Source organism: Cryobacterium tepidiphilum (assembly GCF_003716325.1).
GTDB classification, from domain to species: domain Bacteria; phylum Actinomycetota; class Actinomycetes; order Actinomycetales; family Microbacteriaceae; genus Cryobacterium; species Cryobacterium tepidiphilum.
Map to the genome: position 1 here is coordinate 61,323 of NZ_RDSR01000001.1, position 20,414 is coordinate 81,736.

General features: G+C 70.4%; 23 protein-coding genes. 7 read left to right on the forward strand and 16 right to left on the reverse strand.

Annotated elements, in window-relative coordinates:
* Positions 1–19: 19 nt before the first annotated feature.
* Together EEJ31_RS00325 and EEJ31_RS00330 are read right to left on the reverse strand one after the other, a co-directional pair.
* Complete coding sequence (locus EEJ31_RS00325) at positions 20–721, reverse strand: SDR family NAD(P)-dependent oxidoreductase (protein WP_123044298.1); 702 nt, start codon at positions 719–721, stop codon at positions 20–22.
* Positions 714–2,108 carry a DUF6421 family protein gene (locus tag EEJ31_RS00330; RefSeq protein ID WP_123044299.1) on the reverse strand — a complete coding sequence of 465 codons (1,395 nt, stop codon included), beginning with the start codon at positions 2,106–2,108 and terminating at the stop codon, positions 714–716. Before EEJ31_RS00330 ends, EEJ31_RS00325 begins: the two co-directional genes overlap by 8 nt.
* A 190-nt stretch (positions 2,109–2,298) precedes the next feature.
* Between EEJ31_RS00330 and EEJ31_RS00335 the strand changes: the two genes are divergently transcribed.
* Positions 2,299–3,075, forward strand: a complete 777-nt coding sequence (locus tag EEJ31_RS00335; RefSeq protein ID WP_199727226.1) for a DNA alkylation repair protein — start codon at positions 2,299–2,301, stop codon at positions 3,073–3,075.
* On the opposite strand, the gene EEJ31_RS00340 is transcribed toward EEJ31_RS00335, so the two are convergent.
* The 5 genes from EEJ31_RS00340 to EEJ31_RS00360 form a co-directional block, all read right to left on the reverse strand.
* A complete protein-coding gene (locus EEJ31_RS00340; RefSeq protein WP_123044301.1) occupies positions 3,056–4,048 on the reverse strand; it encodes an LLM class F420-dependent oxidoreductase in 993 nt (330 codons plus the stop codon). The genes EEJ31_RS00335 and EEJ31_RS00340 overlap by 20 nt on opposite strands.
* A gap of 160 nt (positions 4,049–4,208) precedes the next feature.
* The gene (locus EEJ31_RS00345) at positions 4,209–5,012 is read right to left on the reverse strand and encodes an ABC transporter permease (protein ID WP_123044302.1); all 804 of its coding nucleotides are present in this window, start codon (positions 5,010–5,012) and stop codon (positions 4,209–4,211) included.
* 21 nt (positions 5,013–5,033) lie between these two features.
* Entirely contained in the window at positions 5,034–6,065 is a 1,032-nt protein-coding gene (locus tag EEJ31_RS00350) for an aliphatic sulfonate ABC transporter substrate-binding protein (protein ID WP_123044303.1), read from the reverse strand.
* A 68-nt stretch (positions 6,066–6,133) separates the two neighbouring features.
* Positions 6,134–7,093, reverse strand: coding sequence for an ABC transporter ATP-binding protein (locus EEJ31_RS00355; protein ID WP_123044304.1), 960 nt, complete (start codon positions 7,091–7,093; stop codon positions 6,134–6,136).
* A 124-nt stretch (positions 7,094–7,217) separates the two neighbouring features.
* Positions 7,218–7,886, reverse strand: coding sequence for a hypothetical protein (locus EEJ31_RS00360; protein WP_123044305.1), 669 nt, complete (start codon positions 7,884–7,886; stop codon positions 7,218–7,220).
* Positions 7,887–8,037: 151 nt separating this feature from the next.
* Here EEJ31_RS00360 and EEJ31_RS00365 point away from each other — a divergent pair, with 151 nt between their 5' ends.
* A complete protein-coding gene (locus EEJ31_RS00365) occupies positions 8,038–8,856 on the forward strand; it encodes an SDR family NAD(P)-dependent oxidoreductase (protein ID WP_123044306.1) in 819 nt (272 codons plus the stop codon).
* 24 nt (positions 8,857–8,880) lie between these two features.
* On the opposite strand, the gene EEJ31_RS00370 is transcribed toward EEJ31_RS00365, so the two are convergent.
* Positions 8,881–9,501, reverse strand: a complete 621-nt coding sequence (locus tag EEJ31_RS00370; RefSeq protein ID WP_233563640.1) for a nucleoside/nucleotide kinase family protein — start codon at positions 9,499–9,501, stop codon at positions 8,881–8,883.
* Positions 9,502–9,505: 4 nt separating this feature from the next.
* A complete protein-coding gene (locus EEJ31_RS00375) occupies positions 9,506–9,874 on the reverse strand; it encodes a hypothetical protein (protein ID WP_123044307.1) in 369 nt (122 codons plus the stop codon).
* Between the two features lie 181 nt (positions 9,875–10,055).
* Here EEJ31_RS00375 and EEJ31_RS00380 point away from each other — a divergent pair, with 181 nt between their 5' ends.
* Positions 10,056–11,087, forward strand: coding sequence for a serine hydrolase domain-containing protein (locus EEJ31_RS00380; protein WP_123044308.1), 1,032 nt, complete (start codon positions 10,056–10,058; stop codon positions 11,085–11,087).
* A gap of 108 nt (positions 11,088–11,195) precedes the next feature.
* Here EEJ31_RS00380 and EEJ31_RS00385 read toward each other — a convergent pair whose 3' ends face one another.
* A complete protein-coding gene (locus EEJ31_RS00385) occupies positions 11,196–12,011 on the reverse strand; it encodes an alpha/beta fold hydrolase (RefSeq protein WP_158603865.1) in 816 nt (271 codons plus the stop codon).
* Between the two features lie 24 nt (positions 12,012–12,035).
* On the opposite strand from EEJ31_RS00385, the gene EEJ31_RS00390 reads away from it, so the two are divergent.
* Positions 12,036–12,956 (forward strand): AEC family transporter, encoded by a 921-nt coding sequence (locus tag EEJ31_RS00390; protein ID WP_123044310.1) that lies wholly within the window; start codon positions 12,036–12,038, stop codon positions 12,954–12,956.
* Positions 12,957–13,006: 50 nt separating this feature from the next.
* Here EEJ31_RS00390 and EEJ31_RS00395 read toward each other — a convergent pair whose 3' ends face one another.
* Entirely contained in the window at positions 13,007–13,840 is an 834-nt protein-coding gene (locus EEJ31_RS00395; protein WP_123044311.1) for an exodeoxyribonuclease III, read from the reverse strand.
* Between the two features lie 82 nt (positions 13,841–13,922).
* Between EEJ31_RS00395 and EEJ31_RS00400 the strand changes: the two genes are divergently transcribed.
* From EEJ31_RS00400 to cofC, 3 genes are read left to right on the forward strand one after another with little or no spacing between them, the layout of a single operon-like run.
* Positions 13,923–14,924: a TIGR03557 family F420-dependent LLM class oxidoreductase gene (locus EEJ31_RS00400; RefSeq protein WP_123044312.1), complete on the forward strand. Its 1,002-nt coding sequence runs from the start codon at positions 13,923–13,925 to the stop codon at positions 14,922–14,924.
* Positions 14,925–14,926: 2 nt separating this feature from the next.
* On the forward strand, positions 14,927–15,832 hold the full coding sequence (gene cofE, locus EEJ31_RS00405) for a coenzyme F420-0:L-glutamate ligase (protein WP_123044313.1): 906 nt from the start codon (positions 14,927–14,929) through the stop codon (positions 15,830–15,832).
* Positions 15,829–16,464 carry a 2-phospho-L-lactate guanylyltransferase gene (gene cofC / locus EEJ31_RS00410; protein ID WP_123044314.1) on the forward strand — a complete coding sequence of 212 codons (636 nt, stop codon included), beginning with the start codon at positions 15,829–15,831 and terminating at the stop codon, positions 16,462–16,464. Before cofE ends, cofC begins: the two co-directional genes overlap by 4 nt.
* Here cofC and EEJ31_RS00415 read toward each other — a convergent pair.
* Genes EEJ31_RS00415 through EEJ31_RS00435 form a run of 5 tightly spaced genes read right to left on the reverse strand, consistent with a single transcriptional unit; the run spans position 16,446 to position 20,412 of the window.
* A complete protein-coding gene (locus EEJ31_RS00415; protein ID WP_123044315.1) occupies positions 16,446–17,321 on the reverse strand; it encodes a prenyltransferase in 876 nt (291 codons plus the stop codon). The two genes, cofC and EEJ31_RS00415, sit on opposite strands and share 19 nt — an antisense overlap.
* Positions 17,311–17,637, reverse strand: a complete 327-nt coding sequence (locus EEJ31_RS00420; RefSeq protein ID WP_123044316.1) for a lycopene cyclase domain-containing protein — start codon at positions 17,635–17,637, stop codon at positions 17,311–17,313. The genes EEJ31_RS00415 and EEJ31_RS00420 overlap by 11 nt, the downstream gene beginning before the upstream one ends.
* A complete protein-coding gene (locus tag EEJ31_RS00425) occupies positions 17,634–17,963 on the reverse strand; it encodes a lycopene cyclase domain-containing protein (protein ID WP_123044317.1) in 330 nt (109 codons plus the stop codon). Before EEJ31_RS00425 ends, EEJ31_RS00420 begins: the two co-directional genes overlap by 4 nt.
* The gene (gene crtI / locus EEJ31_RS00430) at positions 17,960–19,537 is read right to left on the reverse strand and encodes a phytoene desaturase family protein (RefSeq protein ID WP_233563641.1); all 1,578 of its coding nucleotides are present in this window, start codon (positions 19,535–19,537) and stop codon (positions 17,960–17,962) included. Before crtI ends, EEJ31_RS00425 begins: the two co-directional genes overlap by 4 nt.
* On the reverse strand, positions 19,522–20,412 hold the full coding sequence (locus EEJ31_RS00435; protein WP_123044319.1) for a phytoene/squalene synthase family protein: 891 nt from the start codon (positions 20,410–20,412) through the stop codon (positions 19,522–19,524). The genes crtI and EEJ31_RS00435 overlap by 16 nt, the downstream gene beginning before the upstream one ends.
* Positions 20,413–20,414: the final 2 nt, after the last annotated feature.

Below are 20,414 nucleotides of genomic sequence, written 5' to 3' on the forward strand. Positions count from 1 at the left end.
TCCGCCGCTTGCGCCCAAGCTACTCCGATTCACTCCGTGGTGGCACGGGTGCGGTCTCGCCGAGGCGGATGCGCGTGTTGTTGACGGAGGCGGCGTCCTGCTCCCACAGGTCGACCACGTGGTCGGCGAGGTCGTTCTCGAGGCCCTCCAGGGTTTTCACGACGAAGACGACGGATGCAGCGGCCGACTCCGCCTTGGCGAATCCGTTTCCGACGGCACGCGTCCACGTCTCGGCAGCAGCCTTGGCGGCGGCGTAGTTGGCGCCGCCGGGAGCCGGGTTGTCGACCGTCACCGAGGAGACGATGGCGAGCCGGCCGGCCGTCGAGGCGAGGAGATCGTTGTTGAACGCCCGGGTGGTGTGGCGGAGGGTGGTGAGCACGCGTTCGTGCAGGAAGTCCCAGTCCTCGTCGCTCTGCCCGGCCAGGCCCCCGCCGCCGCGCCAGCCGCCCACGAGGTGCAGCAGCCCGTCGATGGGGCCGTGCTGGTCATGCACGGCCTGCACGAGCTCCAGCACCGCCGGCCAGGAGGCGAGGTCGCAGGCGTGGGTGCCCGCCTCGGGCACGGCCTCGCGCAGGTGCTCCAGTCGGCCGGCGTCCGAGCCGACGGCGACGACTCGTGCTCCGGCGGCGGCCAGCGCCGTCGCGGCCGCGATCCCGGCGGCGCTGGTGGCGCCGGCGATGAGAACCGTGTGGCCGGCGACGGCGGCGTGGGTGTCAGGCATCCGCTGTGATACCCACGGTCGATTCGATGACCGGCTTCATCTTCTTGTCGAGCGCCTCGAAGAACATCGAGAGCGGGAACTCGTCGTCGAGCACGGCGTCGGTGTAGCCCTTCGGCGCGCCGGAGAGTACCTCGTCGCTGAGCCCGCGCGCCCACTGCGACGCCGGGTGCGGCGTGAGGGTCTCGCGGATCATGTCGTATGCGGCGAGCCAGTGCGCGGTCTTCGGCCGGTCGATCGAGCTCCAGTACAGCTCCTCGATCCGTGCGCCGAGCGCAACGACGACGTCGGGCGCGGCGTCCCAGTCGAAGCTCAGCCGGGTGTCGGTCCAGTGGAGCGCGTGGTGCTGGTGCAGCCAGGCGAAGAGCAGCTGGCCGCCGAGGCCGTCGTAGTTGCGCACCCGGCTCCCGGTGATCGCGAAGCGGAAGATCCTGTCGAAGATCACCGCATACTGTACGAGCTTGGCGTGCTTGCGTGCCTCGGGGCTGGCCGACTCGTCACGCTCGATCGCCACCGATTCGCGGAATGCGGTGAGGTCGCAGCGGAGCTCCTCCAGGGAGTAGAGGAAGAACGGCATCCGCTGCTTGATCATGAACGGGTCGAAGGGCAGGTCGCCGCGCATGTGGGTGCGGTCGTGGATGAGGTCCCACATCACGTAGGTCTCCTCGGTGAGGTGCTGGTCGTCGAGCAGCGCTGCCGCGTCGGCCGGCATCTCCAGGCGGGTGACCTCCGCTGCGGCGCGCACCACGCGTCGGAACCGGGCCGCCTCGCGGTCGGCGAAAATCGCGCCCCAGGTGAAGGTGGGGATCTGCCGCATCGCGACCGTCTCGGGGAACAGCACGGCCGAGTTGGTGTCGTAGCCGGGGGTGAAGTCGAGGAAGCGGATGGGCACGAACAGGGCGTTCGTGTAGGTCTCCTCGAGCTCGGCGATGAAGTCCGGCCAGATCACCTCGATGAGCACGGCTTCGACCAGGCGGTTGGTGCTGCCGTTCTGGGTGTACATCGGGAAGACGACCAGGTGACGGATGCCGTCGACGCGGTGCTGCTGCGGGTGGAAGGCGGTGAGCGAGTCGTAGAAATCGGGCACGCCGAAGCCCTCGCTCGCCCAGCGCGTGAAGTCCGCCGTGACCGAGCGGAGGTACGTGGCGTCGTGGGGAAAGAGCGGGGCCAGCTCATCGATGGCCGACACGAGCGTTTCGACGTGGGCGACGGCATCCGTGTGGACCTCGGCGTCGGGAATGGAGCCGTCCTTCACCTGCAGCGGCTGCAGGGCGGTGGCCGCGGCCTTGAGGCGGAGCCAGGCCGGCTGTGCGGCGACGGCGTCGGCGCTGATGGCGTCCTCGAGAACCTCGGGCTCACCGACTACTGCTTCTGCAACGTACTTCGACATGGGAACCTCCCGTCCTCGTGACTGCCGCGCTATGCGGGCCTGATCGCGCGATCGCGCGCCGTTCTCAGGCTATCGACGCAGGATGGACGTTTTTCGCCGAAGTCCTGCAACAAAACTGCGGCGCCGTTCGAACGGCGCAACGCATCGCTGTGACGCGGCGGCCGCACGGGGGAACGAGTAGGGTGCGAGCGTGAGTGAGGCAACGGATGCCGGCGGCACGGCTCGGGAGGTGCAGGCGGCGCTCGCGTCGGTCGCCGACCCCGAGCGCGCCATCGGCGCCGCACGCTTCTTCAAGACCGCGCCCGGCGAATACGGCGAGGGCGACCGGTTCATCGGCGTGACGGTGCCCGCGACTCGCGCCGTCGTCAAGCGGTTCGTCGCCCTGCCGGTCACCGAGGTCGCGGAGCTGCTGGACAGCGACATGCACGAGCACCGGCTGGCCGGTCTGCTCATCCTGGTGAAGCAGTTCGACAGGGCGAGCGCTCCACGCACGCGCGACGACGCGGCGCGCACCCGGTTGGCCGACTTCTACCTCCATGCGGTGCGGCGCGGCCGGGTGAACAACTGGGACCTCGTGGACGCCTCCGCCCCCACACTGCTCGGCAGCTACCTCGTGGACCGGTCGCGGGACGTTCTCTTCGAGCTCGCCGGCAGTGACATGCTCTGGGAACGTCGTGTCGCCGTGGTCGCGACCTACGGGCTGATCCAGCGTGGCGACGCGTCCACGACCCTCGCCCTGGCGGCCGGGCTCCTCGACGACCGCGAGGACCTCATGCACAAGGCCGTCGGCTGGATGCTGCGCGAGGTGGGCAAACGTGTCGACCGGGCCCTGCTCATCCGCTTTCTCGACGAGAACGCCGGACGGATGCCGCGGACCGCGCTCGGCTACGCCACGGAGCACCTCGATGCGGAGGTGCGCGCCGCATACCGGCGAGCGGATCGTCCTGCTACTGCAGGGCCGGCATGACCTCGCGCTCGAACAGCTCAACGCCGGAGAGGTCGTAGGCCGCCTCGGGGAAGTAGTGGATCGAGTACGCCAGCCCGCGCTGTTTCATGTCGGTGAGGCGCTCGACCACCTGCTCGGGCGTTCCGACGCCGAGTGCCGTGCTGCTGCGGTAGTCGGCCATGAAGCTCTTGGCGCCGTCGTCGCCGAGATACGGAGTGACCCGCGCCTCGATGGCGTCCAAGCGGTCTGTGATCTCGGCATCCGTCGCACCGATCACGGTGTTGTAGTTGGCGGAGCGGACAATAGCGGCGAAGTCGGTGCCGACGGCCGCGCAGTGATCGCGCAGGAGGTCGCTCTTGTGCGAGAACTCCTCGGGGTGGCCGCTGAAGTTGGTGTAGTCGGCGTACTGCGCGGCGATGCGGAGGGTGACCTTCTCGCCGCCGCCGGCGATCCAGATCGGGATGCCGCCCTTCTGCAGGGGGAGCGGGCGCACGATGGCGTCGTCCACCTGGTAGTGCTCGCCGTCGAGGGTGGCGCTGCCGGTGGTCCACGCCTGCTTCATGATCTCCACGCCCTCGCGCAGTCGGGCCAGGCGCTCGCCGGCCCGCGGGAAGCCGTAGCCGTAGGCCAGCCACTCGTGCTCGTACCAGCCGGCGCCGATGCCCATCTCGATGCGCCCGCCCGAGATGATGTCGGCGGTTGCCGCGACCTTCGCGAGATAGGCCGGGTTGCGGTAGCTCATGCACGTGCACATCTGGCCGAGGCGCACGCGGGTGGTGGTGGCGGCGAAGGCGGCCATCAGTGTCCACGCCTCGTGCGTGGCCTCCTCGCTCGGAACCGGCACCGTGTGGAAGTGGTCGTAGACCCAGAGCGATTCCCACGGGCCCGCATCGGCGTGCGCCGCCACGTCGCTCATGGTCTTCCACTGCCGGGCCGGCTCGATCCCGACGAGGTCGTGCCGCCAGCCCTGGGGTACAAACATTCCGAATCGCATGCGCACAGCCTAGGCCTGCGGGCTCGCGCCGCCGGGCTGAACGCCGCTGCGCGGGCTGAACGCCGTTGCGCGGGCTGAATTCAGCCCGCGAAACGGCGTTCGACCCGCGCCGCGTGGAAAGTGAGGGCCAGCGGATGCCGCGGGGCCGCGTTCGGGAAAGCTACGACCAGCGGCGCGCGGCCCACTTCTCCAGCAGCCCGATGAGAGCGTCGCTGAGCTTGCCGAGCACGGCGAGCATGATGATGGCCAGCAGGATGCGGTCGAGTCGTCCGTTGGTGCCGGAGTCGGAAAGCAGGAAGCCGAGCCCCATCGAGGCGCCGAGGAGTTCGGCGGCGACGAGGAACAGCCAGGCCTGCGCCAGCGCGAGGCGGAGTCCCGAGATCACCGACGGGATCACGGCCGGCAGCTGCACGGTCGTGAACAGGCGCACGCCCCGCAGCCCGAACGCCCGCCCCGCCTCCACCAGCTGCCGGTCGACGTGCCGGAGCGCCCCGGTGACCGTCGTGTAGACCGGAAAGAAGGCGCCGATCGCGATCAGCGTGATCTTCGACTCCTCGCCGATCTTCAGCCAGAGCAGCAGCAGGGGCACCCACGCCAGCGACGGTACGGCTCGGAGGGCGCCGATCGTCGGGGCCAGCAGGATGTCGGACGCCCGGGAGAGCCCGACGAGCGCGCCGGCACCGAGCCCCAGGGCCGCTCCGATCACGAAGCCGATGATCACACGCTGTGTGGAGATGGCGACGTCGAGGGTGAGCAGCCCGCGATCGAACAGGTCGACCGCAGCCGTCCAGACCATCTCGGGCGACGGCAGCTGGGCGATTGTGAAGACGCCGAGCGCCGTGGTGAGCTGCCAGGCGGCGATGATCAGCACCGGCAGGATGGCCCCGCCGAGGATGACCGCCCAGCTGCGCGAGCTCAGCGACCGCTGGGGTGTGCGCGACCTGCTCACATCGGTGTCGACCATTGCTGCTGCCCTACCGAATGCCTACTTGATCGCCGACGGATCGGCCTTCTTCGCGAAGGTGTCGTCGATGATCGTGTCGAGCGCGTCGTCGATCTGGCTCTGCTTCGCGACATCCCCGGTCTCAACGAAAGTCGGGCCGATCTTTGTCAGCACCTTCAGCTGCGCGTCGCCGGGGACCGGGTTCACGTCGAGGTTGGAGCGCTCCACGATGACCTTGGTGGCGACGTCGAGGTCGAGCCCCGCGACATCCGCCAGGATCTGGGCCGTCTCGTCGGGGTGCTCCGCCGCCCACGCCCGCGCGTGCTCGTAGGCGTTCACCACGGTCTGGGCCACGTCGGGCTGCTCCTTGAGGAAGCTCTCGGTGGCGTTGAGGAAGCCGTAGGTATTGAAGTCGACGTTGCGGTAGATGAGCTTGGCGCCCGATTTCTCGGCGCCGGCCATGATCGGGTCGAGACCGCTCCACGCGTCGACGGAGCCGTTCTGCAGCGCCGCCCAGCCGTCCGCGTGCTGCACGTTCTGCACGGTCACGTCCTTGGGGCTGAGCCCGTTGGCCTCGAGCGACTGCAGCAGGAAGAAGTAGGGGTCGGTGCCCTTGGTGGCCGCGATCTGCTTTCCCTTCAGTTGGGAGGCATCCGTGATGGTCGAATTCGGGCCGACGACCAGCGCGGACCACTCCGGCTGGGAGTAGATGTCGATGACCTTGATGGGCGACCCGTTCGAGCGGGCGAGCAGGGCGGCTGAGCCGGCGGTGGAGCCGACGTCGATGGCGTCGGCGCGCAGGTATTCGTTGGCCTTGTTCGAGCCGGCGGACTGCACCCAGTTCACGGTGATGTCCTGGTCGGCGAGGGCGTCTTCGAGCCAGCCCTTCTCCTTGATGATGAGGCTGAGCGGGTTGTAGGTGGCGAAGTCGATGTTCAGCTCACCGCCGTGGGTTCCGCCGTCAGCGGCCTGTGCGGCGGGCTGGTTCTCGCCGGCCACGCATCCGGTAAGGAGCAGCGAGGCGGCAGCCGAAGCGGCGATGAGGGCGGTTGCGGTCAGTCGTCGGTTGGTCATGTGGGTACTCTCGGTAGGGCCAGCGGATGCTGTGGGCTGGGTGGCGGGGCCGGGCGTCGGGTGATGCATCAGTACGGGAAGTGCGGGACCGTGCTGGTGGACGGGAGGCCGCGGGGCTGACCGTGGCGCTCAATGCCGAGGCCGGCGAGCAGGCGCCCGCGGAGCTCGGCGAGTTCGGCGGAGCCGCGGTCACGGGGTCGGCGGCCGGGCACGACGACCTCCTGGCGGATGGTCGCACCAGCCCGGCCGTCCTCGCGGCCGAGCAGGATCACGCGGTCGGCGAGCTGGAGCGCCTCGTCGACGTCGTGCGTCACGAGGAGCACGGTGGTGGGGGCGGCGGCGTGCACGTCGAGCAGGAGGTCCTGCATCTTCAGCCGGGTGAGCGCGTCGAGGGCTCCGAACGGCTCGTCGAGCAGGAGCACGCCGGGGTTGCGGGCGAGCGCACGGGCGAGAGAGGCGCGCTGCGCCATGCCGCCGGAGATCTCGCGCGGCCGGTGCCCGGCGAATGCCGACAGGCCGACGAGCTCAAGCAGCTGGGCGACCCGGGCGGCGCCGGCGTCGCGCCGGGTTCCGCGCGGCAGGCCGAGCGCCACGTTCGCCGACACCGTGCGCCAGGGCAAGAGCCGCGGCTCCTGGAATCCGACCGCGCAGCGGGCGTCGATGCCGTCGACGGCGGACCCGTCGATGCGCACCGTGCCGGTGCTCGGGGCGTCGAGGCCGGCGGCAATGCGCAGCAGGGTGGACTTGCCGCATCCGCTGGTGCCGAGAATCGCCAGCACCTCGCCCGGCGCAACGGTGAGAGTGACGTCGCGGAGCACCGGTTCGGCGGCGAAGGTGCGGCCGACGCCGGCGAATTCGACGGTGTACGCCGTGTTGCCGGCCGGCGCGGACGGGCCGGCCGTGGTCGCACCGGCACGCAGCTCGTCGCGGTCGCGCACGCCGGCGCCGGTCGGGTCGGCGCCGGTCGGGCCGGTGCCGGTCGCATCGGTGCCGGTCAGGTCGGTGCTGACGTCTGCGGTGTGCGACATGGGAGGGTCATCCGTGTTCTGGGGGCGGGGCTCGGCTGAGATCGACGGTAGCGACCCCGAGGCCGCCGGCGCTCGCCGCCCGCAATGCGACGTAACACTGGATGCCGCCGGCTGCGCCCGCCGCTCAGCCCTCGAGCGCGGGGTGCTCCGGCAGGAACGGGCGGTAGCCCTGCTGCTCGGCCCATTCCGGCCAGCGTGCCGGGATCCAGGACCGGTCGAGCAGCTGCGGATGCCGCGGGTGGCGCGCCATGGCCCACATGACGAAGACGAGTTCTGCCCAGTCCGAGGTGATTCGCCAGGTCACCGGGCCGGTGGCGGACTGGCCCTGCATCACGAGGCAGCTGAAGCCGACGACCTGCATGAGGTCGATCGAGTCCCAGTCCCAGTCCAGTTTTCCGGCGTGATCGAGAAGGTAGAAGCCCTGGCTGGTGACCACGATCGAGCCGCCGAACGCCGGCCGCCACATCGGCGTCGCATCCGCGGTCGCCTGTGCCTGTCTGTTGGCGTTCGCGATCGCGTATGTCGCCACGCCGAGCGCCAGCCCGAAACGGCCGGAGGTCGCGAGGAAGGTGCTGCTCGATGGGCGGCTTCCGTCGCCGATGGCGTGGAACGACTCGACGCTCGCCGGCCCGTGGGCGAAGGCCACTTCGCCGGGGCGCAGCGGAAAGAGGGTGGGCACGCGGTAATCGGGCACGCGACGCTGCACCAGGTCGGATGCCATGCGGCAGGTGTGCCACATGGCCGCGTCGGCCGGCAGCCACGGCCGGGCCGGCGCATCCGCTGTTTCGCTCACACCCCCGATGCTACCCAGCCCGGCATCGCCCCCGGTCCCCGTGAGGGGACAGCTTTACCCAGTGCTGCCGGCTCGGCACTAGGAAGAGTTGGCCCCTCACGAGCGACGACGAGCGACGGCGAGCGGCCGCAGCACTTGGGATGATGGAGGCATGAGCCGTACTGTCGCAGGAGCCGTCGTTCTCGTCACCGGAGCAGCGCGGGGAATGGGGCGGCTCTATGCCGAGCGGGCCGTCGCGGAGGGGGCCGCCGCGCTGATCCTGTGGGACCGCGACGCCGCCGGGCTTGCCAGCGCAGCAGCCGAGCTCGGCGCGGCCTCGGACGGCCGCACCCGCATCGCCTACTACGTCGTCGACATCTCCGACCTGGGGGCGATCGCGCAGACGGCCCAGCGGGTGCGCACCGAGGTGGGCAACCCCGACATCCTCATCAACAACGCCGGCGTCGTGATCGACAAGTACTTCTGGGAGCACGACAACGGCGACGACACCCGCACCACCATGCAGGTGAACGCGCTGGCGCCGATGTACATCACCCGGGAATTCCTGCCCGGCATGATCCGGCACGCATACCGGCCGGCGCGCATTGTCAACATCGCCTCGGCGGCCGGCACCCTCTCGCACCCGCGGCGGAGCGTTTACGCGGCCTCGAAGGCCGCCCTCATCGGCTGGAGCGACTCGCTGCGGCTCGAACTGCAGCAGCAGGACCACGGCAACATCAAGGTCACCACGGTGTGTCCGAGCTACGTGTCGGGCTCGGCGCATTCCCGGGGCAGCCGCCTCACCCCGGCGATGACGCCGGAGTACGTGGTCGACCGGGTGTGGCGGGCGATGCTCGCGGGCACGCCGATGCTGCTGCTGCCGCGCGCGGTCGGCCTGTCGACGGCGCTGCGTGGCGTGCTGCCGCTGCCGGTGTGGGATGCCGTCGCCGGCCGGGTGCTCGGTTCCCGCCGCGCTCGCCGCGGCGCGTAACCGGCTGTCGCGGCGCTTCGCTCCTCAGTCCAGGCGGATGCGATGGGTCGCGTGCCGCGCCGTATCGGCGATCAGCCGGGCATTGGCCTGGTCGGGGCCGAGCGCCCACGCGCGCGCAGCCTCCGGCGTCTTCCCGAAACGTTCGTGCCGCTCGATGAGGCGCGCCAGGCGGATGCCGTCGTCCAGTTCGAGGAACAGCGTCAGGTCGAGGAGCGCGGCGACGGCCTCCCAGCCGTCCCGGCCACGGAGCAGGTAGTTGCCCTCCGCCACGATCACGTCCCGTTCGGGGCCGATGGTGATCGCATCCGGTACCGGCTCCTCGACCTCCCGGTCGAACCCGGGCGCCCGCACCGTCTCGCCCGGGCGACGGAGAGCCGCGAGGGTGGCCGCGAAGCCGCCGACGTCGAACGTATCGGGGGCGCCCATGCGATCGCGCCGGCCCAGGTGGCGCAGGGTCGCCTGGGGAAGGTGGAAGCCGTCCATTGGCAGGAGCGCGGCGCGGGGGCCGAGCCGGGCAACCACGTCCGTGGCGAGCGTCGACTTGCCGGAGCCGGGCGAGCCCGCGATGCCGACGATCGTCCGCGCCCGGCCGGCCGCGGCATCCGTCACCGCCTGCACGACGTCGGCCACGGAGTGAAGGATCACGAGCTTAGCGACCGCCGGACAGCACCTCGGCTCGAGCGGCAGCGTGCTCCTCGGCGCTGATCACTCCCTTTGCCCGCAGCGCATCCAACTCACCCAAGCGTGCTTCAAGGCCCTGCGCCGGAGTGAGTATGTCGCTGCCGAGCACCCGCATGGCCAGGTCCGCCTGGAGCGTTGTCGGGTCGTAGCCGGCGCGGTTGACCTTGCGCGCGTTGCGGACGATCAGGACGATGACGGCGACGAAACCGAGCAGCACGATGACGGCCCCGACGGCAATGATGATCGGCACAATCTGAAACAGAGGATCGGTCTGCGGCATGGTCTCCCCGCCCGCTTCATTGGTCTCGAGCGGGAACGACTCCAGCTCGTCGCTCACGGTAGCAGAACTCCTCTCACGGGTCTCCTGTGCTCGGCGCCCGGGGGGATGCTCCGTTTTCGTTCGTGAACCTGAGGCTCATAGTGAGCCGGAAGTTCAGGAGCGGCACCATCGTCGGCACCATTGTCGGCGCGCGTGTCGAGCAGAAGCGGCGTATTGCCGCGTTCCCTAGGCTGAGGGGATGGATACGACAGGGCTCGACGACTTCCTGGCCGACACCGAGTTCTCGGGGGTCGTGCTCGTGCGCCGGGAGAACGCGACCGTCTTCGAGGCCGCGACCGGCCTCGCCACGCAGCGCTGGGGCATCCGCAACACGCTCGACACCCGGTTCGACACGGCGTCGATCACCAAGCTGTTCACGAGCGTGGCCGTGCTGCAGCTGGTCGGCGCCGGCCGGCTCGACCTGGAGCGGTCGATCCACGACTACGTCACCCTCGACGGCACCACCATCCCGCACGACGTCACGCTGCTGCACCTGCTCACGCACACGAGCGGCATCGCCGACATCGCCGAGGAGTCGGTGGGCGAGGATGCCGACACCGGTGAGGACTACGCGGCGCTCTGGGCCCGCATCCCCGCCTATACGCTCACCGAGACCGCCGATTTTCTGCCGCTCTTCGCGCACAAGCGCCCCGCCACGATGCCGGGCGTCGAGGCGGCGTACTCCGATGCCGGGTACATCCTCGCGGGCCTCGCCGTGGAGAACGCCACCGGCATGCCGTACCGGCAATACGTGTACGACGAGGTCTTCACTCGGGCCGGCATGACGGATGCGGGTTTCTACGACCGCCGGGACGCCGCGCCGCGCCTCGCCGAGGGCTGGGACCAGGGCGCCGACGGCCTCTGGCGGGCGAACCTCTTCGGCGCCCCGCCCATCGGGTCGCCCGCGGAGGGAGCCCAGGCGACCGCCGCCGACCTGGCGCGGTTCGCGCAGGCGCTGCGCGCCGGGGAACTGCTGAACCCGGAACTCACCGGGGAGTTCTTCATCCCGCAGGTGCAGCTCGACGACGAGACGAGCTACGGGTTCGGACTCGAGTTCGACCTGAACCGCAACGGAACCACCCATTCCTGGTACAGCGACGGCATCGGCGCCGGGGCCAGCGGCATCCTTCGCCACTATGTCGACCCGGGGCTCGACGTCGTCGTGCTCAGCAACTCGGAAGAGGGCGCCTGGCCCGTCGTGCGCGAGCTCGACGAGCGCCTCGGCGGCTAAGTAGCGCGCGACTTCCGCGCGTCTTCCCCCGGTTTCTCTCCCGTTTCAGGGGCGCAGGCGGAGCGCGACCGAGGAGCCGGCCTCAGAGCGCTCCCTGGCGCCCGGCGATCAGAGCGCGTTCTCGGCCAGCCAGCCGGTGAGCACGCGGGTGAAATCATCGGCGCGCTCGACGCTCGGCAGGTGCGCCGTGTCGCGGAAGGTGCATCCGCTGGCCGTCGGAATCGCCGACAGCAGGTACTCGTACTCCGCCAGTACGCCGCTGATGTCGTACTCGCCGACCGTGACGAGTGTCGGCACAGTGATGTCGGCGACGCGGTCGAACGCCGGCGGCTCAAGCGGGATCGGCGTGGGGTCCTCGTCGGCGTGCACGACGTTCACGCGGTTGAGTTCGGAGGCGGTGGCGAGGAACTCGGGATCGACCTCGTCCTCCGAGCGGGTCGGCCCCACCGCCCAGAGCAGCACCTCGAGCTGGGCCAGCCGGTGCCAGTCCTTCTGCGCGAACGCCTCATCGAGACCGTCGAAGAGCGCGTCCTCGCGTTCGGTGAGCTCCGTCTCGGGGAATCCGCTGGGCCCTGCCCCCACGGTGACCAGCCCGGCGACCCGGCCCGGGCTCTCGACGGCGAGGTCGATCGCGAGCGCGCCTCCCCGCGAGCAGCCGATCAGCGTCGCCTTCGCGATGCCGAGGTGGTCGAGCACGGCCAGCGCGTCGGCGCGGGGCGAGAACTCCACATTGAGGCTCTCGGTCTGCCCGAAACCGCGGGCGTCGAAGCGGATGACGAAATGGTCGGCGGCCAGCGCGGCCACCTGGGGGTCCCACATCCGCAGGTTCGCGATGCCGGCGTGCAGCAGCAGCAGCGCGGGCTTCGACACGTGGCCGTCGGTCTCGTAGTAGAGCGAGGCACCCGGGACGTCAATGTGCGGCATGGCACTCAGCCTAGACTGCATGAAATGGGCGGAGTGCTGATCGGATTCGGAATCATCGGATTCGTCATCCTCGTCGGTTACATCGTGCAGCGCTCCGGCGTGACCGGCCCGAGCGGGCGCGTCGTGCTCAACCGCGTCGCCTTCTTCGTGGCCACCCCGGCGCTGCTGTTCACTGTGCTCGAGCACGCGGATGTGCGGGTGCTGCTGTCGTCGTTCCTCGCCACGGTGCTGTGCTCGGTTCTCGTCGGCGCGGTGCTGTACGTGGTGCTGTCGAGGATCCTGTTCCCCCGCCCGCTCGCCGAGACCGCGCTCGGCACCGCCGGGTCGATGTACGTCAACGCCAATAACATCGGCCTGCCGGTGGCCGTGTACGTGCTCGGCGACGCGCAGTACGTGGCGCCCGTGCTGCTGCTGCAGCTGCTGGTGCTTGCGCCGGCGACGCTCATGCTGCTCGACATCTCCACCAGCGGCCGGGTGTCGGCCCGGTCGATCATCACGCAACCGGTGCGCAACCCGATGATCATCGCATCCGTTGCCGGGGTGGCGGTCGCGGCCCTGCACATCGACCTGCCCGACGCCCTGCTGGCGCCGCTTGAGCTGATCGGCGGCGCCGCGATCCCGCTGGTGCTGATGGCATTCGGCATGTCGCTGCACGGCGAGCGGCCGCTGCAAGCCGGCACGGGGCGCAAGCAGGTCGCCGCCGCATCCCTCATCAAGGTCGCGGTGATGCCGCTCACCGCGTGGCTGTTCGGGCGCTTCGTGTTCGGGCTGGACGGCGCCGATCTCTTCGCGGTCGTGGCCGTTGCGACGCTGCCGACGGCGCAGAACATCTACAACTTCGCGGCCCGCTACGGGCGTGGCGAGGTCGTGGCGCGCGACACCATCCTCGTCACGACGGTCGCGTCGATCCCCGCCCTGCTCGTCGTCGCCGCCCTGCTCGCCTGAGCTCGCGTCCTCACCCCGCTTCCTCGGCTAGGGGCTCGGCGGCGGAGAGGTCAGAAGATCATCGGGCGGTCGTCGTCCTCCTCGACCTCAAGGTCGACGACGACGGGAACGTGGTCGCTCGGGGCGTCGCCCTTGCGCTCGTTGCGGTGGATCGACGCGTCGGTCACCAGGTCGCCGAAAGCGGGCGAGCCGAGGATGAAGTCGATGCGCATGCCCTCATTGCGCGGGAACGCGAGCCGCTTGTAGTCCCAGTAGGTGAACCCCTCGGGCACGAGGGGGCGCACCACGTCGGCGAGACCCGCGGTCTCGAATGCGAAGAACGCGGCGCGCTCCGGCGGGGAGATGTGCGTGGAGACGCCCGGCAGCAGGCCCGGCACGTTGGCGTCCGAGTCCAGCGGGGCGACGTTCCAGTCGCCCATGAGCGCGAGGGCGAGGCCCGGGTCCGCGGCGAGCTCGGCCCTGGTGTGGTCGAGAAGCCGCGCCAGCCAGTCGAGCTTGTAGGCGTAGTGAGGGTCGTCGAGGGAACGCCCGTTCGGCACGTACAGGCTCCACAGCCGCAGGTCGTTCACGGTGATCCCGAGGGCGCGCGCCTCGAGGGGCAGCCCCTCGCCTTCCTCGCCCTTCAGGAAGCCGGGCATGTGCGGAAAGCTGGTGGCGACATCCGTCATGCCGTAGCGGCTGGCGAACGCGACGCCGTTCCACTGGTTCTTGCCGTGGATCACGAGCTCGTATCCGGCCTCCTCGAAGGCGGCGGCGGGGAACTGCTCCGGCGTGCACTTGATCTCCTGCATGGCCAGCACGTCGATGTCTTCGCGAACCAGCCAGTCCACCACCCGGGGAGCGCGGGCACGGATCGAGTTCACATTCCAGGTGGCGATACGCATGCCTCTCAGCTTATTTGGCGCGCCCGGATGCCCCGCACGCCGGGGTGCGTCAGGCCTCGTCGATCGGGGGCAGGATGGAGGCATGACGGGATTGCAGATCGGCTACGCGGCCATGCTCGAGCAGTTCGCGCCGGCCGAGGCCGTGGCGCTCTCCGCCTACGCGGAGGAGCACGGCTTCAGCGGAGTGATGGCCGCGGACCACTACCAGCCGTGGGTGCCGGCGCAGGGCCAGGCATCCTTCGTCTGGAACGTGCTCACGGCGGTGGCCGAGCGCACGCGCGGCGACTTCGGCCCCGGCGTGACGGCGCCCACCTTCCGCTGGCACCCCGCCATGGTGGCGCAGGCGTCGGCGACCCTGGCGGCGATGTATCCGGGCCGGCACTGGCTGGGGCTCGGCTCGGGCGAGGCGCTCAACGAGCACATCGTCGGCGGCTACTGGCCCGAGGTGCCCGAGCGCATCAACCGCATGTTCGAGGCCATCGAGATCATCACCAAGCTCTTCCAGGGCTCCCTCGCCGGCAAGGACGTCAAACATTCCGGCCAGTTCTACAAGCTCGAGTCCACCCGGCTGTGGACCATGCCGGAGGTCGCCCCGGAGATCCTCGTCGCCACGGCCGGGCCGGTGACCGCCAAGCGCGCGGGACGCCATGCCGACGGGCTCATCACGGTGGGCGCGCCGCTCGAGAAGATCGAGATGCTCTTCGGCAAATTCGACGCCGGCGCGCGAGAGGCCGGCAAGGACCCGGCGACCATGCCCAAGGTGCTGCAACTGCACCTCAGCTGGGCCAAGACGCACGAGGAGGCGCTCGCCAACGCAATGCACGAATGGCCCAACGGCGGCATGAAATTCCCGAAGGGCGACATCCGCTCGCCGTTCGAATTCGAGCAGATGGCGAAGCTGGTGCGCCCCGAGGACTTCGAGGGCCGCCTGCTCATCTCGGCCGACCCCGACGAGCACCGCGCCTACATCCAGCGGTTCGTCGACCTCGGCTTCGACCGCATCTACCTGCACAACGTGGGGCGCAACCAGCGGGAGTGGATCGACGTGTTCGGCCGCGACGTATTGCCGAAACTGGGGCGGTGACCATGTCGCGGCTGCACGTCTTCGCGCTCGAGGGCATCGGTGAGATCGCGGCCGGTGACGACCTGGCATCGGTCATCGTGCAGGCGGCGCGCGCGACGGATGTGAGGTACTCGCCTCTCCAGGACGGCGACATCGTCGCGGTCACCAGCAAGATCGTCTCGAAGGCGGAAGGCCGGGCCGTGGCGGCGGAGGGCCGCGACGACGCCATCGCCGCCGAAACCGTGCGCGTGGTGGCCAGCCGCGAGCATGCCGGCGGCGTCACCCGGATCGTGGAGAACCGGCAGGGACTGGTGATGGCCGCCGCGGGCGTCGACGCGAGCAATACCGCGGAGGGCACGGTCCTGCTGCTGCCCGAAGACCCCGACGCCTCGGCGCGGGCGCTGTGCGCGGCGCTCCGGGCACGCACCCGGCTGCGGCTCGGCGTCGTCATCACCGACACCGCCGGGCGCGCCTGGCGGGAGGGCCAGACCGACATCGCGATCGGTGCGGCCGGCGTGGTGGTCATGGACGACCTGCGGGGCGCAACGGATGCGTCGGGCCGGCGCCTCGACGTCACGGTCGCCGCGGTCGCCGACGAGATCGCCGCCGCCGCCGACCTGGTCAAGGGCAAGGCGAATGGCATCCCGGTCGCCGTCGTGCGCGGCCTGGAACGGTTCGTGGAGGACATCGGGCAGTCGGATGCCCGCGCGATACAGCGACCGGCCGCGACCGACATGTTCCGGCTCGGAACCGCTGAGGCGCACGCGGAAGGCTACGACGAGGGGTTCGACGCCGGGTTCGCGGAGGGGAAGCTCGCGGGCTTCGCCGACGGCCAGGCGGCCGGCTTCGCGGAGGGCATCGACGCGGGGCGCGCCGAGGGACGCGAGCGCGGCGACGCTCCCGCGGTCGACCCCGGCACCGTGTCGTGAGCTGGAGCGTCGTCGTTCCGGTCAAGGGGCGGCCCGGGGCGAAGAGCCGCCTCGGGGACGTGCCCGACCGCGAGCAGCTGGCGGAGGCGTTCGCGCTCGACACGGTGGCGGCCCTCCTCGCGGCACCCGCGGTCGGCCGCGTCTACGTCGTGACGCCCGACCTGTCGGTCGCGCGGCGCATGGAGGCGCTCGGGGCGGAGGTCGTGCCCGAGGATCGGGCCGAGAGCGATCCGCTGAACGCGGCCGTGCGGCGGGGGCTGGCCGTCGCCCGGACCGACCCGCATGCGCACCGGGCGGTCATCACCGGCGACCTGCCGGAGCTCACGCCCGGCGACGTGGACCAGGCGCTGCGGCTGGCGTCGGCACATCGACGGTCGATGATCCCGGATGCGGAGGGCACCGGCACGACGGCCCTCTTCGCGCTCGCCGGGGTACGCCTCACGCCGCGGTTCGGCGCCGGGTCGCGGGCGGTACACGAGGCCGACGGCCACGTTCCCCTCCCGCTCCCGGCGGCCGCACGCATCCGTCGCGACGTCGACACCGCCGACGACCTCGCTGAGGCGTTGCGCCTCGGCGCCGGCGTGCACACCCGCGCGGCGCTGGCCGTGGCGGCTCAGCGCCCGAGCGCGTAGGCGATCAGCACGAGGGTGACCAGGAACCCGACGAGGTAGTTGATCCACAGGAACCGGCGCCAGCCCCGATTGGCGCGTTCCGACTCGGCGTCGCTCACCGACCGGAACGGCAGCGCCGTCGCGATATACGGCAGGGCGAAGACGGCAGCGAGTGCGCCGGGCCAGCCCGTGGGCAGCATCAGCAGCCCCGCGAGGGCCCAGGCGGCGATCGCGAAACGCACGGTCCACTTCGCGCCCATCACGGTGGCGACCGAGTGGATGCCGCCGGCCCGGTCGGGCACCACGTCTTGCACGGCGCCGAAGGCGTGACTGGCCATCCCCCAGAGGAAGAACGCGGCCAGGAGCAGCACGAGCGCGGGCGTGACGGTCGCGCCCGCCAGCACCAGCCCGTACACCGCCGGGCTCACGAAATGCGTGCTGGAGGTGATCGAGTCCAGAAACGGCTTCTCCTTGAAACGCAGGCCCGGCACCGAGTACGCCGCCACCGCGAAGAGGCTCACGGCGAGCACGACCCAGGAAGCCGGGCCGCCCACGGCGACCAGCACCGCCACGAACGGGACGCACAGCAGCACCGCGACCCGGAGCGTCAGCCGGTGGGCGCCCTGCTGCAGCACCGCGCCCTCGAGCCCTCCCTTGCGGGGGTTGGCGAGGTCGGACTCGAAATCGAACACGTCATTGATGCCGTACATGGCCAGGTTGTACGGCACCAGGAAGAACAGCGTTCCGACCACGAGCGCCGCGTCGAGCCGGCCGGTGGAGAGCAGATAGGCGGCGGCGAACGGGAAGGCGGTGTTGATCCAGCTGACCGGGCGGGATGCCACGATCAGCTGGCCGACGGCGCTACGGTCACCGGTCATGGTCGCCTCGCCTGCCGAACAGGAGCCATAGCGCGGGGAGCAGCAGGAGGGCGGCAAGGGGGTACGCGAAGTCCTCGAGGGGCGCCACGCCCACGAGCACGCCGGAGATGGCGTCCGGCGCGTAGGTCATGAGCCCGAGCCGGATCATCACGTTGTCGAAGACCGCGGTCAGCGCCAGCACCACGAGGCCGGCCAGGGCGACCGGGAGCCACCAGCGGGTCGCGAGCGCGCGTCCGGCGGGATGCGCCGCCAGCGCAATGGTCAGCACCAGCGCGGCAAGGGCGAGGAAAGCCAGACTCAGCCCGATGTAGGTCATCGGCCGTCCCTCCGGCGCCCCGAGGCCATCTGGCCGATCCCGGAGATGAGCACCACGGTCAGGTAGCACAAGAAGGCGAGGAACACCGGTTCCTCGAGCGGGAGCTCCGGGGCGAGCTCCATGCCGGTCATGATCCGCGTTTCACCGCGGGCGAAGATCCCGAAGGCGATGCCGAGGAGGTCCCACGCCAGGAAGAAGATCAGGCCGCCGGCGAGCACCAGGGTCGCACGCCCGGCATCCTTCCAGAAGAAGAGCCGAAACCGGCGGTCGAGCAGTGCCATGCATCCGAGCGCCACGAGAAGGCAGGCGAGGTAGGCGACGCTCACAGCGGCTCCGGCAGCGCACCCGCGCTCACATCGCCGCGCAGCCTCTTCACGACCAGCTCTGCGCTGATCAGGCACATGGGCAGGCCGATCCCCGGCACGGTGGTGCCGCCCGCGTAGTAGAGACCGTCCACGACGGATGACGCATTCCGTCCGCGGAGGAACGCGCTCTGCCGGAGGGTGTGGGAGGGACCGAGTGCGCTGCCCTTCCAGGAATTGAAGTCCCGCGCGAAGTCCGCGGGACCGAGGGTGCGGCGGAGCACCACCCGCTCGGCGAGGTCGGGAATCCCCGCCCACCGTGCCACCTGGCGGATGGCGCGATCGGCGATTCCCTCTACCGTGTCATCGCCGCCTTCGTCCTCACCGCCGGCGCCGATGCCCGGAGACGCCGGCAGCGGAACCAGGATGAACAGGTTCTCGTGTCCCGCGGGCGCCACGGTGTCGTCGGTGGCGCTCGGACGGCAGACATAGAGGGATGCCGGGTCGGGCACCGACGTCGGCTCGGTGAAGATGCGCTGGAAGTTGTCGTCCCAGTCCTCGGTGAAGAAGAGGCTGTGATGACTGAGTGCGGGCAGGCCGCCTCGCACGCCGAGGAGGACGAGCACGGCGCTCGGTCCCGCCACGCGGGTGGACCACCAGTCGTCGGGGTAGGTGCGCAATTCGGAGGGCAACAGCGTCGTCTCGGTGTGGTGCAGGTCGGCCGCGGAGACCACCACCTCCGCCGGAGCCTCGCGCGGCGAACCGTCCGCGTCGGCGTACCGCACGCCGGTGACCCTCGGGTGGGCGCCGTCGCCGGTCTCGATCGCCGTGGCGCGCGCGTCGGTGATGATCGTCACCCCCTCGCGCTCGGCCAGTCGCCTGATGCTCTCGATCACGGCGGAGAAGCCGCCCTGCGGGTAGTAGACGCCGTCCTCGAGGTCGAGGTGGCTCATCAGGTGGTACATGCTCGGAGTCATCGAGGGGGCGGAGCCGAGGAACACCGCCGGGTACCCGAGGATCTGCCGGAGCCGGTGGTCTGTCACGAACCGGGCGATGAACCGGTCCAGCGGCTGAAGCAGCAGCCGGCCGAGGCGGCCCGCGCGGAGGATGACATCGGCGACCAGGAGCGGTCGGAACGAGGCGAACGTGCTGTAGAGAAAGTGGGCGAGCGCCAACCGGTAGGTCGATCGCGCCGACGTGAGGTAGCGTCCGATCGACCGGCCTGCCCCGGGCTCGATCGCCTCGAAGGTCGCGAGGTTCCGCGCGCGGTCCGCGGCCACGTCGACGGGCTCGTCGTGGTTCTCGAAGAACACCCGGTAGCCGGGGTCGAGCCGGGTGAGGGTGAGTTGCTCCGCGGCGGAGGTGCCGAGGAGCCGATAGAAGTGGTCGAACACCTCCGGCATCAGGTACCACGACGGCCCGGTGTCGAACCGGAACCCATCCCGGGCCCAGCTTCCCGCGCGGCCGCCGACCTCGCTTCGCGCTTCCAGCAGGGTCACGTCGTAGCCTTCCCTGCCCAAAAGCGCTGCGGTGGCGAGGCCGGCGATCCCCCCACCGATGATGACGGCCCTGGAGCGCTCGTTCACAGCGTCGTCCACCGGGAGGCAGGCGACACGTTGCGGATGAGGATGCGCGCCTTCTCATGAGCGGGCACGCTTGGTCGCTGGTGCAGCAACGAGTCGGCAGGCGTGGCGCGAATCCGGTCGTTGAGCGCCTGGAACAGGTCGTGCGCCGCCGCCACGGCCTTGCGGCATCCGGGTGGCAGGGCAGGGATCACGTCGGCCGCCGCCCTCAGGTCCGCATCGATGTCGGCGACCAGGATCAGCTTTTGATCCTCCGACAGCGTTCCCGCCGAGAAGCCGGGGAAGTAGTTGCGGCCGAGCGTCGTCCAGTCCGTGTCGAGGTCGCGCAGGAAGTTGATCTTCTGGAACGCTGAGCCCAGTCGCCGCGCTCCCCCCTCCAGCCGTGCGCGCTCATGATCAGCCGGCGGGCAGTCGGCGAGGAAGACCCGCAGGCACATGAGGCCCACGACCTCCGCGGAGCCGTGGATGTAGCGGCGCACCTCCTCCTCTGAGAGGGGAGCAGGATCGAGGTCCCGGCGCATGGAGGCGAAGAAGGGGGCGGTGAGCTCGGGGCCGATCCCGGCACTGCGCGCCGTTGTCGCGAAGGCGTGCACCACCAGGTTGGTGCTGTAGCCGGAACGGATGGCGAGCTCCGTGTCGCTCTCGAGGTGGTCGAGCAGCTCTCGCTGTTCGTCCACGCCGAGGCCCGCCTCCGCGGCGGCACCGTCCACGATCTCGTCGGCGACCCGCACGAGCCCGTAGATGTTCTCGACGTGAGGCCGCACCGACGTGTGGAGGAGGCGGGTGGCCATGGAGAAGGAGGTCGAGTACTGGCGGATGACGCGGGCCGAGCTGCGCTGCGCGCAAGCGCTGTATGTCGCGAGGCTGCCCGGCGCATCGGTTCGTCGCATGC